Source organism: Actinoplanes sp. NPDC049316 (assembly GCF_040677315.1).
Taxonomy (GTDB): domain Bacteria; phylum Actinomycetota; class Actinomycetes; order Mycobacteriales; family Micromonosporaceae; genus Actinoplanes.
Window position 1 is genome coordinate 108,295 of the sequence record NZ_JBFAQM010000025.1, and the last position, 24,885, is coordinate 133,179.

The 24,885-nt window shown below is 71.5% G+C and carries 22 protein-coding genes and 1 pseudogene; 6 read left to right on the forward strand and 17 right to left on the reverse strand.

The annotated features are described in order from the left end of the window. Positions 1-85: 85 nt before the first annotated feature. From AB0K03_RS30270 to AB0K03_RS30285, 4 genes and pseudogenes are all read right to left on the reverse strand, one after another. Positions 86-1,159: pseudogene (locus AB0K03_RS30270) on the reverse strand (NAD-dependent epimerase/dehydratase family protein); the annotation flags it as partial. A gap of 70 nt (positions 1,160-1,229) precedes the next feature. Next, positions 1,230-1,331: a 30S ribosomal protein bS22 gene (locus tag AB0K03_RS30275; protein ID WP_007465623.1), complete on the reverse strand. Its 102-nt coding sequence runs from the start codon at positions 1,329-1,331 to the stop codon at positions 1,230-1,232. Positions 1,332-1,721: 390 nt separating this feature from the next. After that, on the reverse strand, positions 1,722-1,934 hold the full coding sequence (locus AB0K03_RS30280; protein WP_199510420.1) for a helix-turn-helix domain-containing protein: 213 nt from the start codon (positions 1,932-1,934) through the stop codon (positions 1,722-1,724). 204 nt (positions 1,935-2,138) lie between these two features. Then, on the reverse strand, positions 2,139-3,059 hold the full coding sequence (locus AB0K03_RS30285; RefSeq protein ID WP_364691648.1) for a proline dehydrogenase family protein: 921 nt from the start codon (positions 3,057-3,059) through the stop codon (positions 2,139-2,141). A gap of 91 nt (positions 3,060-3,150) precedes the next feature. On the opposite strand from AB0K03_RS30285, the gene AB0K03_RS30290 reads away from it, so the two are divergent. Then, positions 3,151-3,687, forward strand: a complete 537-nt coding sequence (locus AB0K03_RS30290) for a CGNR zinc finger domain-containing protein (protein WP_364691651.1) — start codon at positions 3,151-3,153, stop codon at positions 3,685-3,687. A 317-nt stretch (positions 3,688-4,004) separates the two neighbouring features. Here the strand turns inward: AB0K03_RS30290 and AB0K03_RS30295 are convergent, their stop codons facing one another. Next, positions 4,005-4,826, reverse strand: coding sequence for a sugar phosphate isomerase/epimerase (locus AB0K03_RS30295; RefSeq protein ID WP_364691654.1), 822 nt, complete (start codon positions 4,824-4,826; stop codon positions 4,005-4,007). Positions 4,827-4,938: 112 nt separating this feature from the next. On the opposite strand from AB0K03_RS30295, the gene AB0K03_RS30300 reads away from it, so the two are divergent. After that, positions 4,939-5,811 carry a hypothetical protein gene (locus tag AB0K03_RS30300; protein ID WP_364691656.1) on the forward strand — a complete coding sequence of 291 codons (873 nt, stop codon included), beginning with the start codon at positions 4,939-4,941 and terminating at the stop codon, positions 5,809-5,811. A gap of 224 nt (positions 5,812-6,035) precedes the next feature. Here AB0K03_RS30300 and AB0K03_RS30305 read toward each other — a convergent pair whose 3' ends face one another. Together AB0K03_RS30305 and AB0K03_RS30310 are read right to left on the reverse strand one after the other, a co-directional pair. Next, entirely contained in the window at positions 6,036-6,719 is a 684-nt protein-coding gene (locus tag AB0K03_RS30305) for a response regulator transcription factor (RefSeq protein WP_041832944.1), read from the reverse strand. 31 nt (positions 6,720-6,750) lie between these two features. Next, positions 6,751-8,049, reverse strand: a complete 1,299-nt coding sequence (locus AB0K03_RS30310; protein WP_364691660.1) for an ATP-binding protein — start codon at positions 8,047-8,049, stop codon at positions 6,751-6,753. 207 nt (positions 8,050-8,256) lie between these two features. Here AB0K03_RS30310 and phoU point away from each other — a divergent pair, with 207 nt between their 5' ends. Continuing rightward, the gene (gene phoU / locus AB0K03_RS30315; RefSeq protein ID WP_364691663.1) at positions 8,257-8,904 is read left to right on the forward strand and encodes a phosphate signaling complex protein PhoU; all 648 of its coding nucleotides are present in this window, start codon (positions 8,257-8,259) and stop codon (positions 8,902-8,904) included. 214 nt (positions 8,905-9,118) lie between these two features. Here phoU and AB0K03_RS30320 read toward each other — a convergent pair whose 3' ends face one another. Further along, positions 9,119-9,865 carry a phosphoglyceromutase gene (locus AB0K03_RS30320; protein WP_364691666.1) on the reverse strand — a complete coding sequence of 249 codons (747 nt, stop codon included), beginning with the start codon at positions 9,863-9,865 and terminating at the stop codon, positions 9,119-9,121. Between the two features lie 146 nt (positions 9,866-10,011). Here AB0K03_RS30320 and AB0K03_RS30325 point away from each other — a divergent pair, with 146 nt between their 5' ends. After that, a complete protein-coding gene (locus AB0K03_RS30325; RefSeq protein ID WP_364691669.1) occupies positions 10,012-11,316 on the forward strand; it encodes an MFS transporter in 1,305 nt (434 codons plus the stop codon). Here AB0K03_RS30325 and AB0K03_RS30330 read toward each other — a convergent pair. From AB0K03_RS30330 to mshA, 9 genes are all read right to left on the reverse strand, one after another. Further along, entirely contained in the window at positions 11,313-12,194 is an 882-nt protein-coding gene (locus tag AB0K03_RS30330; RefSeq protein ID WP_364691672.1) for an acetyltransferase, read from the reverse strand. The genes AB0K03_RS30325 and AB0K03_RS30330 overlap by 4 nt on opposite strands. A gap of 451 nt (positions 12,195-12,645) precedes the next feature. Then, entirely contained in the window at positions 12,646-13,233 is a 588-nt protein-coding gene (locus AB0K03_RS30335; RefSeq protein WP_364691675.1) for a lysoplasmalogenase, read from the reverse strand. 113 nt (positions 13,234-13,346) lie between these two features. After that, the gene (locus tag AB0K03_RS30340) at positions 13,347-14,174 is read right to left on the reverse strand and encodes a sterol desaturase family protein (protein ID WP_364691677.1); all 828 of its coding nucleotides are present in this window, start codon (positions 14,172-14,174) and stop codon (positions 13,347-13,349) included. A gap of 61 nt (positions 14,175-14,235) precedes the next feature. Further along, complete coding sequence (locus AB0K03_RS30345) at positions 14,236-14,997, reverse strand: GntR family transcriptional regulator (protein WP_364691680.1); 762 nt, start codon at positions 14,995-14,997, stop codon at positions 14,236-14,238. A gap of 126 nt (positions 14,998-15,123) precedes the next feature. Further along, on the reverse strand, positions 15,124-16,605 hold the full coding sequence (locus AB0K03_RS30350; protein WP_364691726.1) for a chemotaxis protein CheW: 1,482 nt from the start codon (positions 16,603-16,605) through the stop codon (positions 15,124-15,126). Further along, positions 16,605-19,445, reverse strand: coding sequence for a PAS domain S-box protein (locus AB0K03_RS30355; protein ID WP_364691683.1), 2,841 nt, complete (start codon positions 19,443-19,445; stop codon positions 16,605-16,607). Before AB0K03_RS30355 ends, AB0K03_RS30350 begins: the two co-directional genes overlap by 1 nt. 551 nt (positions 19,446-19,996) lie before the next feature. Continuing rightward, a complete protein-coding gene (locus AB0K03_RS30360; RefSeq protein ID WP_364691685.1) occupies positions 19,997-21,226 on the reverse strand; it encodes an MFS transporter in 1,230 nt (409 codons plus the stop codon). A 59-nt stretch (positions 21,227-21,285) separates the two neighbouring features. Further along, entirely contained in the window at positions 21,286-21,780 is a 495-nt protein-coding gene (locus AB0K03_RS30365; RefSeq protein WP_364691729.1) for a YbjN domain-containing protein, read from the reverse strand. After that, positions 21,777-23,138, reverse strand: coding sequence for a D-inositol-3-phosphate glycosyltransferase (gene mshA / locus AB0K03_RS30370; RefSeq protein ID WP_364691688.1), 1,362 nt, complete (start codon positions 23,136-23,138; stop codon positions 21,777-21,779). Before mshA ends, AB0K03_RS30365 begins: the two co-directional genes overlap by 4 nt. Positions 23,139-23,211: 73 nt before the next feature. On the opposite strand from mshA, the gene AB0K03_RS30375 reads away from it, so the two are divergent. Both AB0K03_RS30375 and AB0K03_RS30380 read left to right on the forward strand, forming a co-directional pair. Further along, positions 23,212-23,973 carry an SDR family oxidoreductase gene (locus AB0K03_RS30375; protein ID WP_364691691.1) on the forward strand — a complete coding sequence of 254 codons (762 nt, stop codon included), beginning with the start codon at positions 23,212-23,214 and terminating at the stop codon, positions 23,971-23,973. A 2-nt stretch (positions 23,974-23,975) separates the two neighbouring features. Next, positions 23,976-24,728, forward strand: coding sequence for a class I SAM-dependent methyltransferase (locus AB0K03_RS30380; RefSeq protein ID WP_364691694.1), 753 nt, complete (start codon positions 23,976-23,978; stop codon positions 24,726-24,728). Positions 24,729-24,885 lie beyond the last annotated feature (157 nt).

The following is a 24,885-nucleotide window of genomic DNA, read 5'->3' on the forward strand; positions in this document are numbered from 1 at the left end:
CGCCCTGCTCGCCGGCGGTGTCGGCCCGCTCGCCCGCGGCGCCGCCCTGCTCGCCGGCGGTGTCGGCCCGCTCGCGCCCCGCGCCGGCCCGCTCGCCGGTGGCGGCCGCGCGGACGCGGCGGATGCCCTCGAGGATCGCGTTCTCCGCCGCGGCGAGCCGGTCGGCGGTCAGCGACGAGCCGGTGCTGTGGCCCCGGATGAAGTCGTCGAAGGCGGCCGCGGTGCTGCGCGGCGTGAAACCGAACTCCTTGACGAGCCGGTCGGTGTCGACCACGCGGCCGTGCACGAACAGGTCGATCTGGTCCAGGCCGATCTCCCCCACACCGAGGTTGCGGGCGAGCGCCGCCACCGAGGAGAGGGCGGCCTCGGGCAGCGGCACGGCGACGCGGCCGGCCCGGCGTACGGCCTGGGAAAGTGCGAGGACGCCGGCGCCGGCGACGTTGAACGTGCCGGGATGGTCCTCGACGACCGCGCGGTGCAGGATCTCCAGCGCGTCGTCGACGTGGACGAACTGCAGCCGCGCGTCGCGACCCAGCACCGTGGGCACGACCGGCTGAGCGAAGTAGCGGGTCAGCGTCGTCTCGGCGGTGTCGCTGATGAACGGCGCGAACCGCAGCACCGTCGCGGCCACCTCGGGGCGGCGGCGACGGAAGCCGCGCACGTACCCCTCGATGTCGAGGATGTCGCGGGCGAACGAGCCACGCGGCACGGCGCGGGGTTCGGTGTCCTCGGTGAAGACGGCCGGATCGCGGAACGAGGCCCCGTACGCGGCCGTGGAGGAACGCACCACCAGCTTGCGCAGCCGCGTCGCGCTCTGCGCGGCGGCGAGCAGCTGCATGGTGCCGATGACGTTCTGTTCCTTCATCGCCGCGCGACCGCCGTGGTTCGGGTCGGGCGCGCTGGTGACGGCGAGGTGGATGACCGCCTCGGCGTTCAGCTCGGCGATGGCACCGGTGGCGGCGCGCGCGTCGGCCCGGATCTGCTCGACGTCCGTCAGCAGGCCGGCGAGGGCCGGCGGCGGGGCGTGCGGATCCAGGCCGATGACACGTTCGATCCGCGGATCGGCAGCCAGACGGGAGGCCACCCGGGCGCCGAGAAAGCGGCTGACGCCGGTGACCACGACGACCCGCGGCGGGGCCGCGGCTTCAGACGACACCACGGGCGCCTCTCACGTGCGGCTTCTGCGGAAGACGGCAAGTGGACGGCCGGGCCGGTGGCCCGGCCGGGCGTCACTTGCCGAGACGGCGACGCTGGACGCGGGTCTTGCGCAGCAGCTTACGGTGCTTCTTCTTCGCCATACGCTTGCGGCGCTTCTTGACCACGGAGCCCATACGTAATGCCTCTCGAAACCATGTGGGGCCGGCCGCTGCGCGCGATGACACGCCGGCCGGACTGACAGCGGTTTGCCCCTCACCCCGGCGCCTTCGGCACACACAGGTATCACGGGCGAACCGGTCCAGCGTAGCGGCCCGCCCGCCCAGGGACCAACACGACCCCTGGCGAGCTCGCCCACGCTCCCCGCCGAGCAGGCCGGCGCTCGCCGGTGACACCGGCCCGCGCCCACCGGCGACACCGGCTGATCGGTCCTGGACTGCTCCGCGATCGGTCCCGGGCTGCTCGGTGAGCTCATTCGCCGGGCGGCCGGCGGGCCCGCTCCGGGCCGGCCGTGGCGGCCCGGCCCAGGGCCTCACAGTCGCGGCGTGCGGCGCCTGCCGGTCCGGTCAGGCCGTCTGCGAGAACGCTCCGCGCAGGTAGGCGTGCACGGCGTGCTCGGGCACCCGGAACGAGCGGCCCACCCTGACGGCGGTCAGCTCCCCGCCGTGCACCAGCCGGTAGACGGTCATCTTGGAGACCCGCATGAGCGCGGCGACCTCGGCCACGGTCAGGAAACGCACCTCGGCGAGGCGCTCCTCGGCTTGGGCTGGACCCGTCATCTCCTCGCACCGATCCTTTCGCAGGCGCCTCCGCCGCGGCCGGTCAGGCCTTGCGCCGCGGCGGTCGGGCGCGCGTGTCATCAGTACGGTATCGAGACGGCTGTTACCAGCGCGATGCGTTCCGTGAAATGGCCACAAAAAGTCAAGCCGACACGCGGTCTTTGCCCCGAAAGGTGACCTCTTTCCGTTGCGCGGGGGCCCGCCCTACTTCCGGCTGGCGAGGGCCTTGCCGAAGAACGCCATGTTCGCCGGACGCTCGGCCAGCCGGCGCATCAGGTAGCCGTACCACTGGTCGCCGTATGGCACGTAGACGCGGACCGTGTGGCCCGCGCCGGCCAGACGGGCCTGCTCCTCGGGGCGTACGCCGTACAGCATCTGGAACTCGAACTCGTCGGCGCGGCGGTCGAACCAGCGCGCCCGGTCCTCGGCGATGGCGATCAGCCGGGGGTCGTGCGTCGCGATCATGGGGTAGCCGTCACCCGACATGAGGATGTTCAGGCAGCGCACGTACGCCTTGTCGACGTCCAGCGCCGACTGGTAGGCCACCGACTCGGGCTCCGCGTACGCACCCTTGCAGAGCCGCACCCGCGACCCGGCAGCGGCCAGCTCCCGGCAGTCCCCCTCGGTGCGCCGCAGGTACGCCTGCAGCACCGCGCCCGTGGTCGGGTAGTCCTTGCGCAGCTCGGCGAGGATCTCGAGCGTCGAGTCCGTGGTGGTGTGGTCCTCGGCGTCCAGCGTCACCGTGGTGCCCGCCTCGGCCGCCGCGGCGCAGATCGCGTGCGCGTACTCGTACGCCATCCGGTCGTCGACCTTCTGACCCAGGGCCGAGAGTTTGACGCTGACCTCGGCCGCCGGCGTCAAGCCGGCGTCCTTCAGCCGGCCGAGGAGGGTCAGGTACTGGTCCTTGGTGGCCGTCGCCTGCTCCGCGGTCAGCGTGTCCTCGCCCAGGTAGTCGAGGCTGATGCCGAGACCGTCGTCGGCGAGCGCGCGGCTGGCGCGCAGCGCGTCGCCGACGCCCTCCCCCGCGACGAACCGCTTGACGATTCCCTTGGTGACCGGAGCGGAGGAGATCAGCCGCTCCATCCGGGACGACCCGGCGGCGGCGAGAAAGACGGATCGGAGCATGCAGCGAGCGTATCGCCCGTCCGGGCGCCGGTCGCGCCGAGCTTGTCCACAGCCATGTCCGTCGCGTGCCAGGTGAGGATACGGTTGTCCGGTGAACTTCGATGCGTACGCGCGCACGGCCGTGGAGCTGGTCAACGCCGGCCTCGACGACCTCGACGGGCTGAGGTCACTCTTCGGTGAGGACCTCGCCTGGATGGCCGACGAGGTCACGGAGAAGGACCTGGCGACGTTCCGCCGGGCCCGGCGCCGGCTGCGCGACGTCTTCGAGTACGGCACATCCGGCCGCGACGCCGAGGCGGTCGCCGAGCTGAACGCGCTGCTCGAGGCCCACCCCGTCCAGCCGCGCATCTCGGGCCACGACGCGAGCGACTGGCACATGCACGTGACCAGCCGCGGCGCCTCGGTCAGCGCGGAATACCTGGCGGGCGCGGCCTGGGGCCTGTCGGTCTGGCTCTGCGAGTACGGCAGCGCCCGCTTCGGCATCTGCGCCGACGACCGCTGCGGCAACGTCTACCTGGACACCTCGTCGAACAACTGCCGCCGTTTCTGCTCGGAACGCTGCGCCACGCGGTCGCACGTCGCCGCACACCGAGCCCGCAAGCGGGCTGCGACCCTCACGCCCGCGTAGCAGCGAGCCGACGGGGAACCAAGGCCAGCCGGGGCCTGGGCCGGGGGCCGGGCCAGCCCGCCGGGGACCGGGGCCAGCCCGCCGAGAGCCGGGCCAGCCCGCCGGGGACCGGGGCCAGCCCGCCGGGGACCGGGGCCAGCCCGCCGGGAGCCGGGCCAGCCCGCCGGGAGCCGGGGCCAGCCCGCCGGGAGCCGGGGCCAGCCAGGTCGGCGCCGGGCCAGCCAGGTCGGCGCCGAGCCGGCCAGACCACGGCCGGGCGTAGTCGGGTGAGGGGGGCCGAGCGCCGAGCCGGGCCCCGGGAGCCGCAGGCCGCTCGGTCAGGCGCCGGTGGTCGCCGGCGTGCTCGATTCCGCCGGGGCCAGGTGCCGCCGTGCGAATGCCAGCGATTCTCGCAAATCCTGCACACGCACGTCGCGGCTCTTCACCTTGCGGGTGGACACCTCCAGGGCCACCGAGCCGCGGAAGCCCCGCCCCGTCAGCGAGCTGAGAAGCTCCGCGCAGGGCTGCGCGCCCCGGCCGGGGACCAGGTGTTCGTCGCGGCCCTCGCCGGTGCCGTCGCCGAGGTGGACGTGTTTGAGGCCCGCGCCCATGCGGTCGGCCATCTCGAGCGAGTCGGTGCGGGCCGCGGCGCAGTGCGACAGGTCGAGCGTGTACGCGTCGTAGCCCGCCTCGGTCGGGTCCCAGCCCGGCACGTACGGCACGAAGTTCCGCCCCGCCATGCGTACGGGGTACATGTTCTCGATCGCGAAGGTCGTGTCGGGGTGCCGGGCCTGCACCTTGGCCAGGCCGTCAGCGAAGTTGCGGGCGTAGTCGCGCTGCCAGGTGAAGGGCGGGTGCACGACCACGGTGGGCGCGCCGAGGGTTTCGGCAAGCTCGGCCGCCTTGGTGAGGCGTTCCCAGGGGTCCGGGCTCCACACCCGCTGGGTGACCAGCAGGCATGGCGCGTGCACGGAGAGCACCGGGACGTCGTAGTGTTTCGCCAGGCCCTGCAGGGCGCCGGCGTCCTGGCTGACGGCGTCCGTCCAGACCATGACCTCGACGCCGTCGTAGCCCACCGTCGCCGCCATCTCGAACGCGGCCGCGGTCGGCTCGGGGAAGACGGAGGAGCTGGACAGGAGTACGGGGACACGGAAAGTCACGCGTCAAGGGTAGACCCGTCGGCCACCTCTGCCAGTTCCTCGGACGGTATACAAGGGGCAAACCCGGCCCGCTGCGCGCCGCCGCGGGGGATGCGCGCGTACGCTGTCGCAGGTGAGTCGCCGCACCCAGCTCCGCATTGTGATGGACGACGCGGCAGCCGCCCGCGCCCGCGAGGTCGATCTCGATTTCCCTCGCGAATGGATCGAATTCACCGACCCGGCCGACGACCAGCACGTGGTCCGCGCCGATCTGACCTGGTTGCTCTCCCGCTGGACCTGCGTGTTCGGCTCGGCCTGCCACGGCATCATCGCCGGGCGGGCGCAGGAGGGCTGCTGCTCGCACGGCGCGTTCTTCACCGACGCGGACGACGAGAACAGGATCAAGGCGGCGGCCGCCAAGCTGACGCCCGAGACGTGGCAGCACTACCGTCGCGGGTTCAAGAACTACACGGAGATGGACACGGTCGACGGGACGAAACCGGCCCGGCGTACGGCCACCCAGCCCGACGACGGCCCGTGCGTGTTCCTCAACGACGACAGCTTCCCGGCCGGCGGCGGCTGCGCCCTGCACGCCCAGGCGCTGCGCGACGGCGTGCACCCGCTCATCTACAAGCCGGACGTGTGCTGGCAGCTGCCCGTACGCCGCGAGCAGGACTGGTCCAAGCGCCCGGACGGCAGCAAATACCTGCTCTCCACGCTCACCGAGTTCGACCGGCGCGGCTGGGGCCCGGGTGGTCACGACCTCGACTGGTGGTGCACGTCGTCCCCCGACGCCCACGTGGGCACGGAACCCATGTATCGCTCGTACGGCCCGGAACTGGCCGCCCTGATCGGCCAGAAGGCCTATGACGAACTGGCCCGCCTCTGCGATGCCCGCCTCGAGTCGAAGATGGTCGCCCCCCACCCCGCCACCGTCGCCGCGGAAGCCGCCCAAAAGCCCAAAAGGCGCCCCGGCCGAGAACCCGCAACCCCACCGCGCTCATGAGCTGACGAACGCCCGAAGAGCCGGGGAGGCACGAAGCCGGCACCGACTCGCCCAGATGGCCCACAACGGCTTCGGGGGCGGGGACGGCCCACGCAGGGATCAAGCCTGACCGCCCGGAGTGGGTCGTCCCCGCCCCCCAAGCCCCGCCGCAACCCCACGCAGGGATCGAGCTTGACCGCCCGGAGTGGGTCATCCCTCCCCCCGAAGCCCCACCGCAACCGAACTCAGGGCTCGAACTTGTAGCCCAGACCACGCACGGTAACGATGTACCGAGGAGCGCTCGGCTCCGGCTCCACCTTCGAGCGGAGCCGCTTCACGTGCACGTCCAGCGTCTTGGTGTCGCCGACATAGTCGGCGCCCCAGACCCGGTCGATCAGCTGCCCCCGGGTGAGGACCCGGCCGGCGTTGCGCAGCAGCAGCTCGAGCAGCTCGAATTCCTTGAGCGGCAGCTGCACGCCGGCACCGTCGACCGTCACCACGTGGCGCTCGACGTCCATCCGTACCGGGCCGGCCGCCAGCGTCGGGGTGGTGACCTCGGCCGCTTCCGCGCCCTGCCGGCGCAGCACGGCCCGGATGCGGGCGACCAGCTCGCGCGGCGAGTACGGCTTGGTGACGTAGTCGTCCGCGCCGATCTCCAGGCCGACGACCTTGTCGATCTCGCTGTCGCGGGCGGTCACCATGATGATCGGTACGGCGGAACGCTGCCGCAGTTGCCGGCACACCTCGGTGCCGGACATCTCGGGCAGCATGAGGTCGAGCAGGACGATGTCGGCGCCGGTCCGGTCGAACTGGGTCAGCGCCGAGGTGCCGGTCGGGGCGACCGATACCTCGAAGCCCTCCTTGCGGAGCATGTACGACAGGGCGTCGGAGAACGACTCCTCATCCTCGACCACGAGCACGCGAGCCAATGGGGGTTCCTTTCGGTGCTTTCCGCGGCCGTCAGGCCGAGGGGAGCCCGGCCGCGCCGGACTCGATCTCAATCGCCGCCGGTAACGGCAGCGGGGATTCCGGGGGGCGCGCCGGTAGGCGCAGGGTGAACGTCGAACCTCCACCCAGTGTGCTGGAGACGTCGACGCGGCCGCCGTGGTTCGTGGCGATGTGCTTGACGATGGCCAGGCCGAGGCCGGTGCCGCCGGTGGAGCGGGACCGCGCCTGGTCGGCCCGGTAGAAGCGTTCGAAGATCCGGTCGACGTCGTGCGGGGCGATGCCGATGCCCTGGTCGGTGACGTCGATCTCGATCCACTCGTCGTCCTGGCGCATGGTGAGCGCGACGCGGGTGTCCTCGCCCGAGTACGCGATCGCGTTCTCGACGAGGTTGGTCACGGCGGTGGCGACCTGACTGTCGCTGCCGTACACGGTGGCGCCCTTGGGGCCGGTGTAGACGACCTCGATGCTCTTGGCCGCCGCGGTGGTGCGGGTGCGGTCGATGACCTCCGCGATGACCCAGTCCAGGGCGACGGGTTCCGGCGTGGGCAGCGGTTCGGCGCCCTGCAGCCGGGTGAGCTCGAGGAGCTCGTTGACGAGCCGGCCCATGCGGGCGGACTCGTGGTGGATCCGGTCGGCGAAGCGCCGGGCCGCGATGAGGTCCTCGGACTGCGCCTCGAGCGAGGTCTCGGGGAGCTCGGTGGCGTCCAGGAGCGCCTCGGCGAGGAGTTGCAGCGCGCCGATCGGCGTTTTGAGCTCGTGGCTGACATTGGCCACGAAGTCGCGCCTGACCCGGGCGAGGCGGTGCGATTCGGTGACGTCGGCGGCCTCGACGGCGACGTGGGTGGAGTTGAGGGCGACGGCGCGCAGGTGCAGCCCGAGCGGCGCCGACGTGTTGCCGGCCTTGCCGCGGGGCAGGTCGAGTTCGACCTCGCGGCGCACGCCGGTGCGGCGCACCTGGCCGGCGAGGGTCCGCAGGATCGGGTGCGCGGCGATGGTGCCCGGGGCCCCGCCGGAGCGCAGCAGCCCCATGGCGCGGGCGGCCGGGTTCACGAGCACCGGGTGGTCGTCCGCGTCGAGCACGACCACGCCGACCCGCAGCGAGTCGAGGCTCTTGCGGCCCAGGCCCTTGAGCCCGGTCTTGCCGGTCGGCTCCTCGTCGGTGTCGATCTTCCGTCCCCCCTCGCTCGCTCCGGCCGGCGCGGATCGGGTCACCGGCCGCTCCGGCCCGCGGGTGCGGGACAGCAGCCATCCCGCCGCTACGCCGACGGCGAGCGCGACGAGGATGAGAGCGAGGCCGTACACCGTGTCCACGCAGCGATCGTAGGGTCATTGTTTACCTGACCCGTACGGCTAACCGGACAAATCCGGCGTGCTTCGAACAATGTTCACCACCCGGCCCGGCGTCGTTCACCGCCGTTCATGTCCGCGCCGCCGAGCCCTCCTAGCGTTGCCCGTGCAAGCCCTGCTCACCCCGGCTGCCGGCCAGGTTCCGGCCAGCCTCGACCCCGGGACGAGAACATGCGTGAGGAGTTCCAGGCGGACCTCAACGAGGTCAGTCGCCTGCTGGTGACGATGGCGGAGGCGGTACGCGCCGCCCTGCGCAAGGCGACGACCGCGCTGCTGACCGCGGACCGGGAGGCCGCCGAGTCGGTGATGGCCCGCGACGCGGAGGTCGACGACATCTACCGCCAGGTCGAGACGAAGGTGGCCGACACCATCGCGCGGCAGGCGCCGGTCGCCTCCGACCTGCGGATGGTGATCACCGCGCTGCACATCTCCGCCGATCTGGAGCGGATGGGCGACCTGGCCGAGCACGTGGCGAAGACGGCGCTGCGCCGGCACCCGTCGCCGGCGGTCCCGGCGGAGCTGCGTCCGGTCTTCCGGCAGATGGCCGAGGTCGCCGACCGGATGGCCGACAAGATCACCACGGTGCTGGCCCGTCCCGACGCCGGCCTGGCGGCCGAGCTGGAGAAGGACGACGACGCCATGGACGACCTCGAGCGCGACCTCTTCAAGGTCCTACTCGCCGACGACTGGCCGTACGGCGCCGAGACCGCGATCGACGGTGCCCTCCTGGGCCGCTTCTACGAGCGATACGCCGACCACGCCGTCAACTCCGCCGAACAAATGCTCTACCTCATCACCGGCCACCCCGTTAACCCATAACCCCACAGCGCGGTGAAGCGCCGGATGCCACGAACGCATCCGGCGCTTCACGCTGCCACAGAACATCTGGTCGCTGTCACCAGGCCCCGGCGTCAAGTAGTGCAAGCAGAGCGACCACAACGCTTTTCGGGGGCGGGGATGCCGCACTCCGGGCGGTCAGGCTTGATCCCTGCGTGCGGCATCCCCGCCCCCGAAAAGCCCCCAGAGTGAGAAATCAGCGACCCTGATTGGCGACGGCGGCCGCCGCTTCCTTGGCCAGCTCGGGGTCCAGGTACGCGCCGCCGGTGGTGACCGGGCGCAGGTTGTCGTCGAGGTCGTAGCGCAGCGGGATGCCCGTCGGGATGTTGAGCTTCGCGATGGCCTCGTCGGAGATCTGGTCGAGGTGCTTCACGATGGCGCGCAGGCTGTTGCCGTGCGCGGCCACGAGCACCGTCTTGCCCGCGCGCAGGTCCGGGACGATCGCGTCGTACCAGTACGGCAGGGCGCGCAGGAGCACGTCCTTCAGGCATTCCGAGCGGGGCTTGAGCTCCGGCGGCAGCTCCGCGTAGCGCGGGTCGTCGAACTGCGAGTACTCGTCGTTGTCGTCGATGGGCGGCGGGGGCACGTCGTACGACCGGCGCCAGAGCATGAACTGCTCCTCGCCGTACGTCTCGAGGGTCTGCTTCTTGTCCTTGCCCTGCAGGGCGCCGTAGTGGCGCTCGTTGAGCCGCCAGTGCCGCTTGACCGGGATCCAGTGCCGGTCGGCGGTGTGCAGCGCGATCTCGCTGGTGCGGATCGCGCGGCGCAGCACGCTGGTGTGCACGACGTCCGGCAGGAGGCCGTGCTCCTTCAACAACTCGCCGCCGCGGCGGGCCTCCGTCTCACCCTTGGCGTTCAGGTCGACGTCGACCCAGCCGGTGAAGAGGTTCTTGGCGTTCCACTCGCTCTCGCCGTGGCGCAGCAGCACAAGGGTCCCAGTCATGACCTCCATCCTGCCGCAACGCGAGACCGGTCGTACGCCGACCCCGAGTGGCGACCACCACGTGGAAACCGGGCTGCGCGGCCCGGGGCGGATCACTAGGTTGTAAGTCCGGAAGGTTCTACCGGTGCTTACACGGGGGTGCGGGCGTGCGCGGGTGGGTGCGGGAAGCGGCGGGTGGGCTGCCCCGGCAGTTCTGGTTCCTCTGGACCGGCACGCTGATCAATCGGCTCGGCGCGTTCGTCGTCATCTACCTGGCCATCTACCTCACCCAGGACCTGCATTTCTCGCAGAGCCAGGCGGGCCTGGTGCTGGGGGCGTACGGCGTCGGCGGCGCGATCGGCACGATGACCGGCGGGGTGCTCACCGACCGGTGGGGCCGGCGCCCGACGATGCTCACCGCGCAGTTCGGCGCGGCCACGCTGATGCTCACGCTGGGTTTCGCCGGGGAGTTCTGGCAGTTGCTCGCCGGCGCCTGGCTGCTGGGCGTCTTCGCCGAGGGGGTCCGGCCGGCGTTCCAGGCGATGATGGTCGACGTGGTCCCCGACCGGGACCGCATCCGCGCGTTCTCGCTGAACTACTGGGCGGTGAACCTGGGCTTCGCCGGCGCCGCCATCCTCGCCGGGTTCGCCGCGAAGTTCGACTACCTGCTGCTGTTCGTGGTGGATGCGGGCACGACGCTGATCACGGCGCTGATCAGCCTGGTGTTCATCGCGGAGACCCGGCCGGTCCGGGTGGCGGTGCGCCGGGCCCGCGGCGGGCCGGGCCTGGGTACGGTCTTCCGCGACCGCGTCTTCGTGGGCTTCCTCGCGCTGAACTTCGTGATCGTGCTGGTGATCATGCAGCACATGTCGACGCTGCCGATCGCGATGAGCGCGGACGGCCTCAGCCCGGCCACCTTCGGGTGGGTGATCGCGGTGAACGGGCTGTTGATCGTGGCGGGTCAGCTGTTCGTGCCGAAGCTCATCGACGGCCACCACCGGTCCCGGGTGCTGGCCCTGGCGACGCTCATCATGGGCGTCGGCTTCGGCCTCAACGCGTTCGCGGGCTCGGCCGCCTTCTACGCGATGACCGTGGTGATCTGGACCCTAGGCGAGATGCTGCAGAGCCCGTCGAACTCGGCGCTGGTCGCCGAGCTGTCGCCCTCGTTGCTGCGGGGCCGCTACCAGGGCGTCAACTCGCTGTCGTGGTCGGCGGGTTCGGCGCTGGCGCCGGTGATCGGCGGCTTCGTCCAGCAGCACGCGGGCAGCGCGGTGCTGTGGCTGGGCTGCGCGGCGCTCGGCGTGCTGGTGGCCGTCGGCCAGCTGCTGTCCGGCCCGGCATGGGAACGCCGCTCGGCCGCCCTGCGCCTCTCGCAGCGCAAGCTGACGACCCCGGCACCCGCCGCGACGGAGACGCTGCACGAGGAAGACATCACTCCGCCGCAGCAGGTGCCGGTTCCGGTGGACGACTAGGGCGTGAAGACGACCCTCGCACGCAGGCGCCGGAAGCCGGTGCGTTCGAGGTCTGCCACGGTCGCGACGCGGTGCGCGTCCACGTCGGCCACGACCTCCCGGGCGCCGGCCTCGGCCAGCGTCCCGGTCGCATCGGCGAGCAGATCACCGCGGGCGGCCGGGTCCAGCACGCCGAGGTAGACCAGCAGCGGGTAGCAGGCGTCCCCGGCCGTACCGGCGAGGCCCACCGGCTCGCCGCCGGTCAGGGCCACGCGCCAGTCGCCCGGCGGGCCGCCGAGCCACGCGAGCGGGTCGGTGGCGAGGTCCACGCCGGCCACCGCCCGGGCCGTCTCGGCGCCGGTCAGCACCTCCGGCGCGGCGATGCGGGCCACCAGGTCGTTGATCTCGGCGGCATCGTGGGCCGGGCGGAACGTGTGGCGCCCCGAGGCCGCGGGCAACGGCGTACCGGTCCAGGTGAAGCGCAACCGCTCACCTCGCTCGACGAGGCCGGCGAGCCGGGCCGCGGTCATGGGTCTTTCCACGACGGCCTTGACCTCCGGCCGGCGCCGCCAGAACGCCGGCGCCGCCGCGTAGTACGGCCGGGGACCGCCGAAGGCCTCGTGGGCGGCACGCAGCAGCGCGGCGCCCACCTCGGGCTCGGCGGCCACGTCGAACCGTTCCAGCCACGGATCGCCGACCGCTCCCGGCGGCTGGACCCAGGCCGCGCGGGCGACGACGCGACCGCCGCGCAGGGCGACCCAGGTGTTCCCGGGACGGTAACCGCCGGTGGCGAGGCCGTCGGCGTACGGGATCTGCCGCAGCTCGGGCAGCGGGTCGGGCAGCGAGTCGAACAGGGTTTCCTCGCCCGCGACGAGCGGGCGGACGACCACGTCGGTCATGGGGAACCTCCGGGAGAGCGGACGCCCCGGCTCAGCTCCGCGTGGACGCCGGGACGCGGAGGGGGCGCAGAACATCGGACATTGTTCTGACCTCCTTCCGGCTCATCGGCGTACCGGAGAACCTAGCAGGCCCACACCAGCTCGCCGCCCAGCCCGTCGACCACACCTGCTGAACCGTACGCTGATCCACTTTGAGGGTCATTTATAACCTTCGATCGTGCTGCCCGCTTCACCTCACGCGGTTGTGTGACCACCCCATGCCGGAAGGTTCGAGTGAGAACAACCATGCGCCGGGGAGCCGCGGTCGTCGGGGCTGTCGCCCTGGCCGTTTTCGGGTTGGCGACGGGTGCACAGACGGCGCCTGCGCGCGGAGGCAGCCGTGCAGGCGGTTCCGGGCGCCGAGGTAGTGCCGGACAGCTACATCGGGCTCGGGCTCACCGAACCGCCTGCTCTACACCGGCGCCTTCTGGCCAGCTGGGCTCGGTCCGCGTTCACACGCGCGGGTCCAGCCCGTGGCGATCAGGCCGAGCGCGGCTGCATAGGTCACCATCACCAGGACGTCGTGTGCGGGCAGGCGCACCCCGGCCGCGCCCACGCCGATCAGTAGATCGGAGACGAGGAAGAGTGCGCCGCCGACGGCGACGCGACGAGAAACCCCCGCGGCTGCCGCGGCCATGGCGGTCAGCGTCAGGCTGTAAACCAGCACGGGTACGCGCAAAGTGCCCAGCTTCGACCACAGCATCGCGTTGGCAGCCACCCAGAACGCACCGTAGGCGAGACAGGCTCTGCCCGACGGCTTGGGGAAGGCCGCGATCAGGCAGAGCTGTGTGCCGAGGAAGAACAGCATCCCGGCGAGGAACGCCACCTCCCCCGGCACCAGCAGCGCGATGTCTCCCGCCGTCGCGAAGCACAGCGCCACGACGACCATGTCACGCCGACCGCGCTGCAGCAGGTATCCGATGAGAACCGGCGCCAGCAGCGGCTTGGCGATCCACTGCAGCGCCGTCCAGTCCGCCGCGACCGCGACGATCTCGATCACGGCGACAGCCAGGAACAGTAAGCCTTTGCCAACGTGACGACGGCCTCGGTTGCCGGCGCCGGACAGGGGCCCGACGGCTTCAGGCCTGACGTCAGGTTCAAAGTTGCTCATTGTCATGCGGCGGGCTGCCAGCCGGGACGGCCGAACAGGTAGCCGGCGCGGTCCCGCCAGGTACGCGCCGAGCGCAGGTCACGCCAGATAGCCGCGTACTCGTGCGTCGCGACACGCAGCGGGTTGTACGTCTCGATGTTGCTGGTCAACCCGTACTTCACCTGTTCGCCCTCGGGCTCGAAGCTGCCGAACAGCCGATCCCAGACGATCAGGATGCCGCCGTAGTTGCGGTCCAGGTACGGATCGTTGGAGCCGTGGTGCACCCGGTGGTGCGACGGCGTGTTGAAGAACCACTCCACCGGGCGCGGCAGCCTGTCGACACGCTCGGTGTGCAGGAAGAACTGGTACGCCAAACTGACCGACTGCTGCAGGAAGATCATCCACGGCGGGAAGCCGAGCGCCGCAAGCCCGAGCCAGAACGGCAGCGACGTCATCGGCGTCCAGCTCTGCCGCAGCGCCGTAGACAGGTTGAAGAACTGGCTGGAGTGGTGCACGACGTGCCCGGCCCAGAGCACCCGCACCTCGTGGTGCAGCCGGTGGAACCAGTAGTAGGCGAAGTCGTCGGCGAAGAACAGCAGCACCCACACCCACCAGTCGTGCGGGTCGAGCTTGATCGGGCTGAGCACGTAGAGCCCGGCGAACGCGACCGCGGTCACCAGCTTCCATGGCACGCCGACGACCTGGCTTCCGATGCCCATGGAGAGGCTGGTGGCGGTGTCGCGCGCCTCGTAACCCTTCTCCTCGTCGTCGGGCAGGAACCGGAACGACAGCACCTCCATGACGATGAGCAGCAGGAACGCGGGTACGGCGTAGAGGACTGCGGGTATCACCGGGTGGGCTCCCCTCTCGTTGTGGTGGTGCTGTTGACGGCCTGTCCCACTCCCTCTTTCCTCACCGTCTCTCCCCCGGCTGCCTCTCCCCCGGGACCACCTTTCCCCGGACCGTTACTCCCTTGACGGACTCTTCCCTGACGACGGTGGAGAGCAGTGCCCGTGCGGCGGTCTCGGCGCCTGAGGCATCACCTGCGGCGATCAGAGCGGAGAGACGGCGGTGTGCGGCGACGTCCAGCAGCTCAGCGGTGCGCCGGTCCGGTGGGACGTGCCCGACGGCGAGCGCGCCGGCGGTCAGGCTGTTGAACGCCAGCAGGTAGGCGATGTTGCCCGAGCCCTCCACGATCCGCCGCCACACGGCCAGGTCGACCGCACCCATCCGTTCCAGGTCCGGAACCGCCTCGGCATAGGCCTCCACAGCCTCGGCGATGGCCGCGCGCGCTGCCGGGGTGGCCCGTTCGGCGCAGAGCCGGGCCGCGTCGGCACCGATGCACGCACGCATCTCCAGAACGTCGCGTGCCAACGTGTCCACCGGAAGCACGTCACCGGCCGCGGTGAGCGCCATGGCCAGGTCCAGCCCCGCCGTGGCCCGCCAGTCCTGCACCCGGGTGGCACCACCCTGGCTGACCCTCACCAGCCCGAGCTGTTGCAGCCGGCGCAACGCCTCCCGGATGGCGTGCCGGTTGACCCCGAACGCCGCAGCCAGCTCACGCTCGCTCGGCAACGCCTCCCCCGCCCCGTAACGACCGGCGACAACAGCATCCCGGAGGCGGCCGAACACCTGGTCCGACACCGTCTCCCGCGACAGCGGGTCGAAAGTCATGCCCGGGAGTGTGCCCGCCCTCACATCAGCCCGTCAACTGGTTGGACCAGTTAGGCGACCGGCCGACCACACGGCCGCCTGCGCCGGTGACTCATCGACATCGGCCGCGCCGACTGTTCGGCAGGCTCACACCAGCTCGGCGACCACCATCGCGGTGAGGTCCACATGGGGCAGCAGCCGGCCCTGGGCCTCCGTACCGATCTTGACCAGCGGGCCGCGCTGCAGCAGCGCGCCGGGGTCGGCGGTCTCCTTCGGCGCGGTCTCCTCCCAGACCGAGTCCTCGATCGCGTGCAGCGCGGGGACGACGAAGCCGATCAGCTCGCCGCCCGGCCCGTCGACCAACAGCACGCGCGCGGTCCTCGGGTCCGGCACGCCGGGCACGCCGAGCAGCTGCGGCAGGAACATCAACGGTACGGAGAGCTTGCGGTGGGCGAAGAACCCGAGCAGGGCGCCGGCGTCGTCGACCGCGATCGCATTCTCCGGGTACGGGACGATCTCGGTGATCTGGCTCAGCGGCGTCGCCGCCTCGATGCCCACGCTGTACGTGAGGAACTTGCGGACGCTCGGCACGACCTGGCGCCCGTCCGGACGGTCCTGGTCCCGGCCCGCGTTCCGGGCCACCGGCGCCGGCTCGGCGGCGGCCCCGGCCGCGTTCAGGGGTACGCCGAGACTGCCCAGCGCGTCCAGTTCGGCATCCGCCCGCAACGCCTCGCCGTTGAGCAGCAGGTGCTGATCCCCCGAGCCGGTGCGCAGCACCCCGGACAGGAACCCGTCCTTGCTCATCCCGACCGGCGGGAGCGGGAGCACGTCCCCCACCGGCACCGAGGCGATGTCGGCGATCTCCGACACGGTGAGCACGACGACGCCCCGCGGCGTGGCCAGCACGACGCCGCGCAGGTTGCCGTCGTCGGGCACGGCGCCGAGGCCCAGCAGCTTGAGCGGGTCGACCGCCGGCACCGCCTTGCCGTGCAGGTGGACGACGCCGCGGACGGACGAGCCGTCGAGCGGCGAGGAGTGCAGCGTGAGCTGGGGGACGACCGAGTGCACGTGACCCACGTCGATGCAGAGGCCGACCGGCCCGCAGCGCAGCAGGAGCACCGTACGCCGCGACGTGTCGGTGTCGAGGCCGCCCAGCCCGGCCATCGACGCGCGGGGGCCGGTGTCGCGGACGACCGGGACGCCCGGCAGTCCGGCGATCGCCTCGGCGTCCAGCAGGGACACCACCGCGCCGTCCTCGGGCCGCTCGAAGGTGTGCGAGAACAGCGCGGGCCGCTCGCCGCCGACGGAGACCGGCAGCAGCGACTCGGTCCGGATCCGCGTCACCCCCTCGATCTCGTCGCCGAGCAGCCCGAACAGCCGGTCGCCACGGGCGACGATGACGATCACCCTGCCCTTGTCGTCGTCCGGGGCGTACCCGGCGAGCCGGCGCAGGTCCAGCACCGGGATCACGACGTGCCGCAGGTTCACCGCGCCCAGCAGCCCTTGCGCCGTGGCCGGCAGCGGGCTGAACGCCGGCGGTCGCATGATCACTTCGCGGAGCTCGTCCAGCGGCAGCGCAACCCGGACGCCGCCGGCGTGGAACACCCCGTACCGGGCCTCGGTCGCCATCACCGGGCCATGGTTCCCTCCGGCGCCATCGCGGCGTCGGTGCCGATCAGGTCGTTGATGAGCTCGTTGACCGAGCGCGACGCGCTCTGCTGCAGCTGGGTGGAGTCGGCGATCCGCTTGATCGACTCGGTGGTGGAGGCGACGCTCTTCAGGATCTGCCCGAACGCGTCCTGCGCGCGGTGCGAGACCGTGGAGCCCTGCCCGACCCGCTGCGCGGACTCGTGGATCAGCGTGGTGATCTCCCGTGCCGCGTCCGACGACCGCTCGGCCAGCTTGCGTACCTCGCCGGCCACCACGGAGAAGCCGACACCGTGCTCACCCGCCCGGGCCGCCTCGATCGAGGCGTTGAACGCCAGCAGGTTGGTCTGGCTGGCGATCTCCCCGATCACGTTGACGATGGCGGCGATCTGGTCGGAGGACTTCTCGATCAGGTCGATCGCCTCGATGGATTTGCGCAGCTCCTCGTAGCCCTCCTGGGCGTTCTGCTGGGTCTCCCCCGCCAGCCGGCTCGCCTGCTGGGCGCTGACCACGATCTCGTCGATCGAGCCGGTCAGCTCGTTGATCGACCGGCTCATCTCCCGGGTCTTCGCCGAGAGCAGCTGCTCCAGCTGGACCTGGTCGGTGATGTCGTGGGCGTACTTGACGACCTTGAACGGGCGGCCCTGCATGTCGAAGATCGGGTTGTACGTGGCCTGGATCCACACGTCGCGGCCGAACTTGCCGACCCGGTGGAAGCGCCCCGTCAGATACTCGCCCTTGCGCAGCCGCAGCCAGAAGTCGCGGTACTCGGCCGAGGTCACGTAGTCCGGGGTGCACAGCATGCTGTGGTGTTGACCGACCAGTTCCCGCGCCGAGTAGCCGAGCGTCCGCTGGAAGTTCTCGTTCGCGAGCAGGATCGTGCCCTCGAGGTCGAACTCGATGACCGCCTGCGCGCGGTTGATGGCCTGGTCCTTGCCCTCGTACTCGGCGTTGCGCAGCTTCGCCTCGGTGATGTCGGCGGCGTACTTGACGACCTTGTACGGCCGCCCGTCCAAGTCGAAGATCGGGTTGTACGTGGCACGCAGCCACACCTCCCGGCCGTCCTTGGCGACACGCTTGTAGACGCCGGAGTCGAACTCGCCCCGGGCCAGCCTGTCCCAGAACGCCAGGTACTCGGCACCGGCCGCGTCCTCCTTGCCGACGAACATCCGGTGGTGCTGACCTCGTACCTCCTCGATGGAGTAGCCGACCACGTCGAGGAAGTTGCGGTTGGCGGCCAGCACCCGGCCCTGCAGGTCGAACTCGACGACCGCCTGCGCGCGGCTGATCGCCTCCACCTTGCCCTCGTACTCGGCGTTGCGCAGCTTGCCGTCGGTGACGTCGGTGGCGTACTTGACGATCTTGAAGGGCCGGCCGTCCAGGTCGAAGATCGGGTTGTACGACGCCAGCAGCCACACCTCCTTGCCGTCCTTACCGATCCGCTTGTACTCGCCGGACTCGAACTCGCCGCGGGACAGCCGTTCCCAGAAGCGCCGGTACTCGGGGCTGCGGGCCGCCTCGGGCTCCACGAGCAGGCGATGGTGCTGGCCGCGTACCTCATCGAGCTTGTAGCCGACCACGGCGAGGAAGTTCTCGTTGGCGTCGAGGATGTGGCCCTCGAGGTCGAACTCGACGACCGCCTGCGCCCGGCCGATCGCGGTGACCTTGCCGACGTACTCGGCGCTGCGCAGCTTGGCCTCGGTGACGTCGGTCGCGTACTTCACCACCTTGAACGGCCGGCCGTCCAGGTCGAAGATCGGGTTGTACGACGCCTGCAGCCACACCTCGCGGCCGCCCTTGGCCACCCGCTTGTACTCGCCGGACTCGAACTCGCCGCGGGAGAGCGCCTGCCAGAAGTTGCGGTACTGGGCGCCGCGCGCCTCCTGCTCGTCGACGAAGATCCGGTGGTGCTGGCCCCGGATCTCGTCGAGCGTGTAGCCCATCGTGTTGAGGAAGTTCTGATTGGCGTCGAGGATCGTGCCGGCCAGGTCGAACTCGACCACCGCCTGCGCCCGGCCGATCGCGGTGACCTTGCCCTCGTACTCGGCGTTGCGCAGCTTCGTCCCGGTCATGTCGAGGGCGTACTTCACGATCTTGTACGGCCGCCCGTCCAGGTTGAGGATCGGGTTGTACGTGGCCCGGATGTAGACCTCCCGCCCGCCCCGGCCGACCCGCTTGTACTCACCGGACTCCGCCTCGCCGGTGCGCAGCCGCTCCCAGAACTGCTCGTACTCGGGGCTGTCGGCGTACCGCTCCTCGCACAGCATGCGGTGGTGCTGGCCGACCAGGTCGCCGAGCGAATAGCCGACCAGCTCCAGGAAGTTCTCGTTGGCGGACAGGATGACGCCGTTGAGATCGAACTCGATGACCGCCTGGGTCCGGTCGATCGCGGCGTTCTTGCCCTTGAGCTCGGTGAGGTGCCGCCGGTCCTCGGTGATGTCGTACGCCGTCACCAGCACCAGCTGACCGTCGGCCTGCCGTACGCCCGGCTCCATCGGCACCGGCCCGCAGTTGAGCCGCAGCCACTTGTGCCGGTCGGCGTGATCGACGACCTCGATGACCTGCTCCAGGTACTCGCCGCCACGCGCGGCGTCCAGCATCCGGTCCACCGCGCTCGCGGAGGTGTTCCACAGCTCGCTCAGCCGCTGCCCGGCCACGTCGCTCCCGTCCCGGCCGACCAGGTCGCAGAACCGGTCGTTGGCCGCCACCACCACGCCGGACCTGGCGTTGACCGTGGCGATCAAACGCTCGTGCAGCAGCAGCGCGAGGGAGGCTTGCTGAAGCACGGGATCCGAGGCGAGCGGGGCGGAGGACTGAGCCATCTGGGCTGCTCCTGGAGATCGTTTCCGGGACGTCACCTACCCGTTCGGCCGATGACCGGAGGGGCTGAGCCCGCCCGCACGTTCCGCGGGCAATTGGCCTTAAGGGCGAGTTGGGCATCGTCCGTGAGGTTTGAGTTGCCGGGTGTGACGGTCCCGACAGATGGCAGAGTGCCAAGTGGCTTGTGAGGCTTGACGGCCCCAACTAGCGTGGTCGATGGACGCCGAACCGTTAGTTCGGGGAACGGGTTGCCCTCCGGGGCCGCCGCGGATCGGTGTTCGGGGACGGGTGGCATGAGCCGTTGGGGGACGGCGCGACCCGAGACCGGCGGTATGTGCGGGCGACGCCTATGGGGATGGGTGTCGCCCGCCGCCGCCGGCGCCAATCGTGATCATCAGCCCGGCCGGAGCGCCGGGCTTCCGCATGTCCGGGCCCGAACGCCCGCCCGGCCCCGACCGCGTGCCCGGCCCCGACCGCGTGTCCAGGCCCGACCGCGTGCCGGGCTCGCGCGAGACCCGCCGCCCGCGTCGGGCCTCGCGGGTCCGGCCGGCGGTCAGTGGGTGGTGGTCTGGCGGGTTCGGGCGGCCGTCGCCGCCACCCGCCGCTCCCGCGCCGGCCCGGCGACCAGGTGCAGCGCAGCCCCGATGGCACCCACCGCCGCGACGATCAGCCAGTGTGCCGGGCCGAACGCCTGCAGGCTCGCCCCGCCCAGCGCCGGCGCCAGGAACGACGCCGCCGGGAACGTCAGGAAGAACACCGCCTGGTAGCGCCCCCGCAGCTCCGGCGGGGCCAGCTCGGAGTTGATCTCGGCGTTCGGCGGCGCCGCGAGCATCGAGCCGATCGTCCAGACCGCTCCGGCGAGCAGGTAGAAGGGCAGGCTGTCCGCCGCGGCCAGCACCGCGAAGCCGGCGGCCATCACAGCCAGCGAGACGGCGAGGACGCGGGCCTTGCGGTGCCGGTCGATGAGCTTGGGGACGAAGAGCTGACCGGTCACGATCAACGCTCCGCTCAGCGCGGTGAGCAGGCCGTAGCCGGCCGGGCTCAGGCCGTCGTCGCGCATGGCCAGCGGCACGATCGTGTTGGTCTGGCTGTAGAGCAGCGCCTGCAGGAGGGTGAGCCCGACGAAGGCCAGGAAGATCCGGTCGGTCAGCGCCGTGCGCATTCCGCCGATCTCGGCCTGCGGCAGGGTCGTGCGCTGCCGGGTCTCCGGCACCTTCCAGAAGATGAGTACGCAGGTCAGCGCCGTCGACGCCGCGTCGATGAGGAACAGGCCGACGTAGCTCCACTCGGCCAGCACCCCGGCGAGCAGCGATGCGCCCGCCATGCCCAGGTTGAACGCCCAGAACTGCAGGTTGAAGGCGCGGGAACGGTTCTCCGCGGGCACCACGTCGATGATCGCTGCGACGAACGCGGGGCCCGGCATCGCCTGCGCCAGGCCCAGGAGCAGCGCGAAGAAGGCGATCATGTGCAGCTCGGTGCTCAACGCCAGCGCCACGAGCAGCACCGCCGTGGCCAGATGTGAGGCCAGCAAGGTGGAGCGGCGGCCCCAGCGGTCGGTGAGGACGCCGCCGAGCAGGGTCCCGGCCACGCCGCCGATGCCGTACGCGCCGACGATGAGCCCGGCCAGCGCTGTGCTCGCCCCCCGCTGCGCCGTCAGGTACAGCGACAGGAACAGGACCGTGAAGCCACCGACGCGGTTGATGAGCAGCCCGGTCCAGAGGTACCAGTACGTGGGCGGCAACCCCCCGACCGCCTCCGACCACCACGCGCGCGCCTTCGGCACCGGCCCTCCAACTGGCAATGCTCTTAACTATTGCATTGACCAGGTTATCCGGCGCGGGGTCAGTCGCTCGTCGAGGGATCCGCGAAGTGGGCGAAGGCCTGCAGGTTGGCCAGCGATTCGCCGCGCTTGGCCCGCCACTCCCACTCGCGGCGGATGGCCGTGCCGAAGCCGATCTCCAGCATCGAGTCGAACGACTCGTCCGCGTATGTCAGCACCGACCCGAGCAGCCGGTCGAGCTCGTCCTCGTCGAGGCCCTTCAGCGACACCCGGCCGGTCAGGTACACGTCACCAGCCGCGTCGATGGAGAAGGCGACGCCGTACATGCGGGCGTTACGGCGCAGCAGCCAGGCCCACAGCTGCTCGTCGTTCTCATCGGGGTGGCGCATGACGAACGCCTCGATGCGCAGCGCGTGCTCACCGACGATCAGGTTGCAGGCGGTCTTGAGCTTGTGCGTACCGGGCATCGTGACGACCCATGACGAGTCGCCGGTCGATTCGCACGGCAGCTCGCGCTCCGCGCAGACGCGCTCGATGAGGGCTCCGACGTCGTTCACCACGAGAAGGAGCCTGCCAGACGCGCGGCGATGAGCGCACGGTGCTCGGACACGGCCTCGCGGTAGACGCGCAGCAGGCCTTCCGCCGTACGGTCCCAGGAGAAGTTCGACGCGTGCCGCACCGCGCCGACCGACAGCCGCAACCGCCGGGCCGGCGAGCGCAGCAGCCGGCCCAGCACCGCCGACCAGTCGGCGGGGTCGTGCCCGTCGACCAGGACGCCGCTGACGCCGTCCGTGACGGCCGTGACGAGGCCCCCGACGGCGGCCGCGACCACCGGCGTGCCGCAGGCCTGCGCCTCGAGCGCGACCAGCCCGAACGACTCGTTGTGCGAGGGGACGGCGACCAGGTCGGCCGACCGGTAGAGCGCGGCGAGCGCGTCGCCGGTCTGCGGCGGGAGGAACCGCACCTTGTGCGAGACGCCCAGCGACGCCGCCAGCTCGATGAGCGAGGTGGGCCGGTCGAGGCCGCTGCCGCTGGGACCGCCGCAGATCACCACGGTGACGTCGGCGTCGCGCATCGGCTCGGCGGCGAGCGCGCGGATCAGCACGTCCGGGCCCTTGAGGGGCTGGATGCGGCCGACGAACGCGACCACGTGCCCGCGCTCCGGCAGGCCGAGCCGGCGGCGGTCGGCGGCCTGGCCGGCGCCGGGGCGGAACCGGTCGAGGTCCACCCCGGGCTGCACCACGGACAGGCGCGTCGGGTCGGCCTCGTAGCAGGTGACGAGGTCCTGCGCCTCGAAGCGGGTGTTCGCGACGAGCCGGTCGGACTCCGCGACGACCTGTTCCTCACCGATCACGCGGGCCTTGGGCTCCGGCCGGTCACCGTCGGCGATGAGCCTGTTCTTGACCTTGGCCAGGGTGTGCGCGGTGTGCACGTGCGGGACACCCCAGCGTTCCCGGGCGAGCCAGCCGACCTGGCCCGACATCCAGTAGTGCGAGTGGATGAGGTCGTAGTAGCCCGGCGGGTTCGCGGCCTCGGCGCGCAGCACCCCGTTGGTGAAAGCGCACAGCTGCGACGGCAACTCTTCCTTCGACAGGCCCTCGAAGGGCCCCGCGGTGACGTGGCGCACGCTGACGCCGGGCGCCATCTCGACGACCGGCGGAAGCTCGCTCGACGTGGCCCGCGTGAAGATCTCTACCTCGACCCCGCGCTGGGCGAGCCGCCGGGAGACCTCGACGATGTAGACGTTCATGCCACCCGCGTCGCCGGTGCCGGGCTGCTCCAGCGGCGAGGTGTGCACGGAGAGGGTGGCGATGCGCCGGGGAGTCGGCCAGTGGCCTGCGGCCCACGGATCAGCCACGTCGTGTCCCTTCAAAAGCGGTCGAACGTAACGACGAACTGTTACGCCGTCGTTCATCTTCCCCGTCCGGACCGCCCGAACCCAATTCGGGCGGCCGGGCGTGACTCAGGTCATGAGGCAGGATCTAGGCATGGTGCAGAAGAACATCGCCGTCGTCACCGGCGCGTCCAGCGGCATCGGCGCGGCGACCGCCCGCCGGCTCGTCGCCGAGGGTTTCCACGTGGTCGCCGCGGCCCGCCGCGCGGACCGGCTCGAGGCCTTCGTCAAGGAGGTAGGCGAGGCGTCGGCGACCGCCGTGGCCTGCGACATCACCTCGGCGGAATCGGTCACGTCGCTGGCCGCAGCGGTGGACGGGCTGGGCGGTCCGGTCACCCTGCTGGTCAACAACGCGGGCGGCGCGCGCGGGATGGAGCCCGTCGCCGACGGCTCGGTCGACAACTGGCAGTGGATGTACGACGTGAACGTGCTCGGCACCCTGCGGGTCACCAAGGCGCTGCTGCCGGCCCTGGAGGCGAGCGGCGCGGGCACGGTCGTGACGGTCGGCTCGACGGCGGCCTTCACGGTCTACGAGGGCGGCGCCGGGTACACGGCCGCGAAGCACGCCCAGACCGCGCTGGTCGGCACCCTGCGGCTGGAGCTGGCCGGCAGGCCGGTCCGGGTCGTGGAGATCGACCCCGGCATGGTGCGGACCGAGGAGTTCTCCCTCAACCGCTTCGGCGACCCGGACAAGGCCGACGCGGTGTACGCCGGCGTCCGCGAGCCGCTGGTCGCCGAGGACATCGCCGACTGCATCGCGTGGGCGGCCACCCGTCCGCAGCACGTCAACGTCGACCGGCTGGTGGTCCGGCCGATCGCACAGGCCGCGCAGCACAAGGTCGTCCGCGAGAAGTAGCCGTGACCAAGCCGCTGGGCGCGATCACAAGGGGCACGACCAACCCCAACCGGCTGCGCCGGGTGGACAACTTCATCGCGTACCGGTGCGGCGGACTGCTGGCGTCCGCGGAGCGGCCGCTCGTCGTGGACCTGGGCTACGGCGCGACGCCGATCACCGCGATCGAGCTGCGGGCCCGGCTCGCGGCCGCGGTCCGCTCCGACGTGCGGGTGGCCGGCCTCGAGATCGATCCGGTACGGGTGGCCGCGGCGCAACCGTACGCGGACCCGCCCCGGCTCGAGTTCCACCGCGGCGGGTTCGAGCTGGCCGGCCTGCGCCCGGTGGTGGTCCGGGCGTTCAACGTCCTGCGCCAGTACGCCGAGGACGAGGTGGCCGAGGCCTGGCGCACGATGACCGCGACCGGGGCGCTGCTGGTCGAGGGCACCTGCGACGAGCTGGGCCGGATCGCCACGTGGGCGGTGGTCGAGGACGGCACGCCGCGGACGCTCACGCTGTCGGCCCGGCTGTCCGATCTGGACCATCCGGCGACGTTCGCGGAGCGGCTGCCCAAGGCGCTCATCCATCACAACGTGCCGGGCCATCCCGTCCACGAGCTGCTCGCGACGCTGGGCGCGGCGTGGGAGGCCAGCGCCACGCCGTTCGGGCCGCGGCAGCGCTGGCTCGCGACCGTGGACCGGTTCCGCTCGTCCCGGCCGGTGCTCGACGGGCCGGCGCGGTGGCGGCGGGGCGAGCTGACCGTGCCCTGGCCGCGATAGACATCGGGCCGGCCTCCGTGGTGGAGACCGGCCCGAATGCCCCGGGGGGTTACTTGAGGGTGACGTTGAACATCGGGTCGGCGGCGACCTTGCGGAAGGCGTTCAGGCCGGTCGTGGTGGAGTCCACGGAGATGTCGCGGTCGCCCTCGTCGTCGGC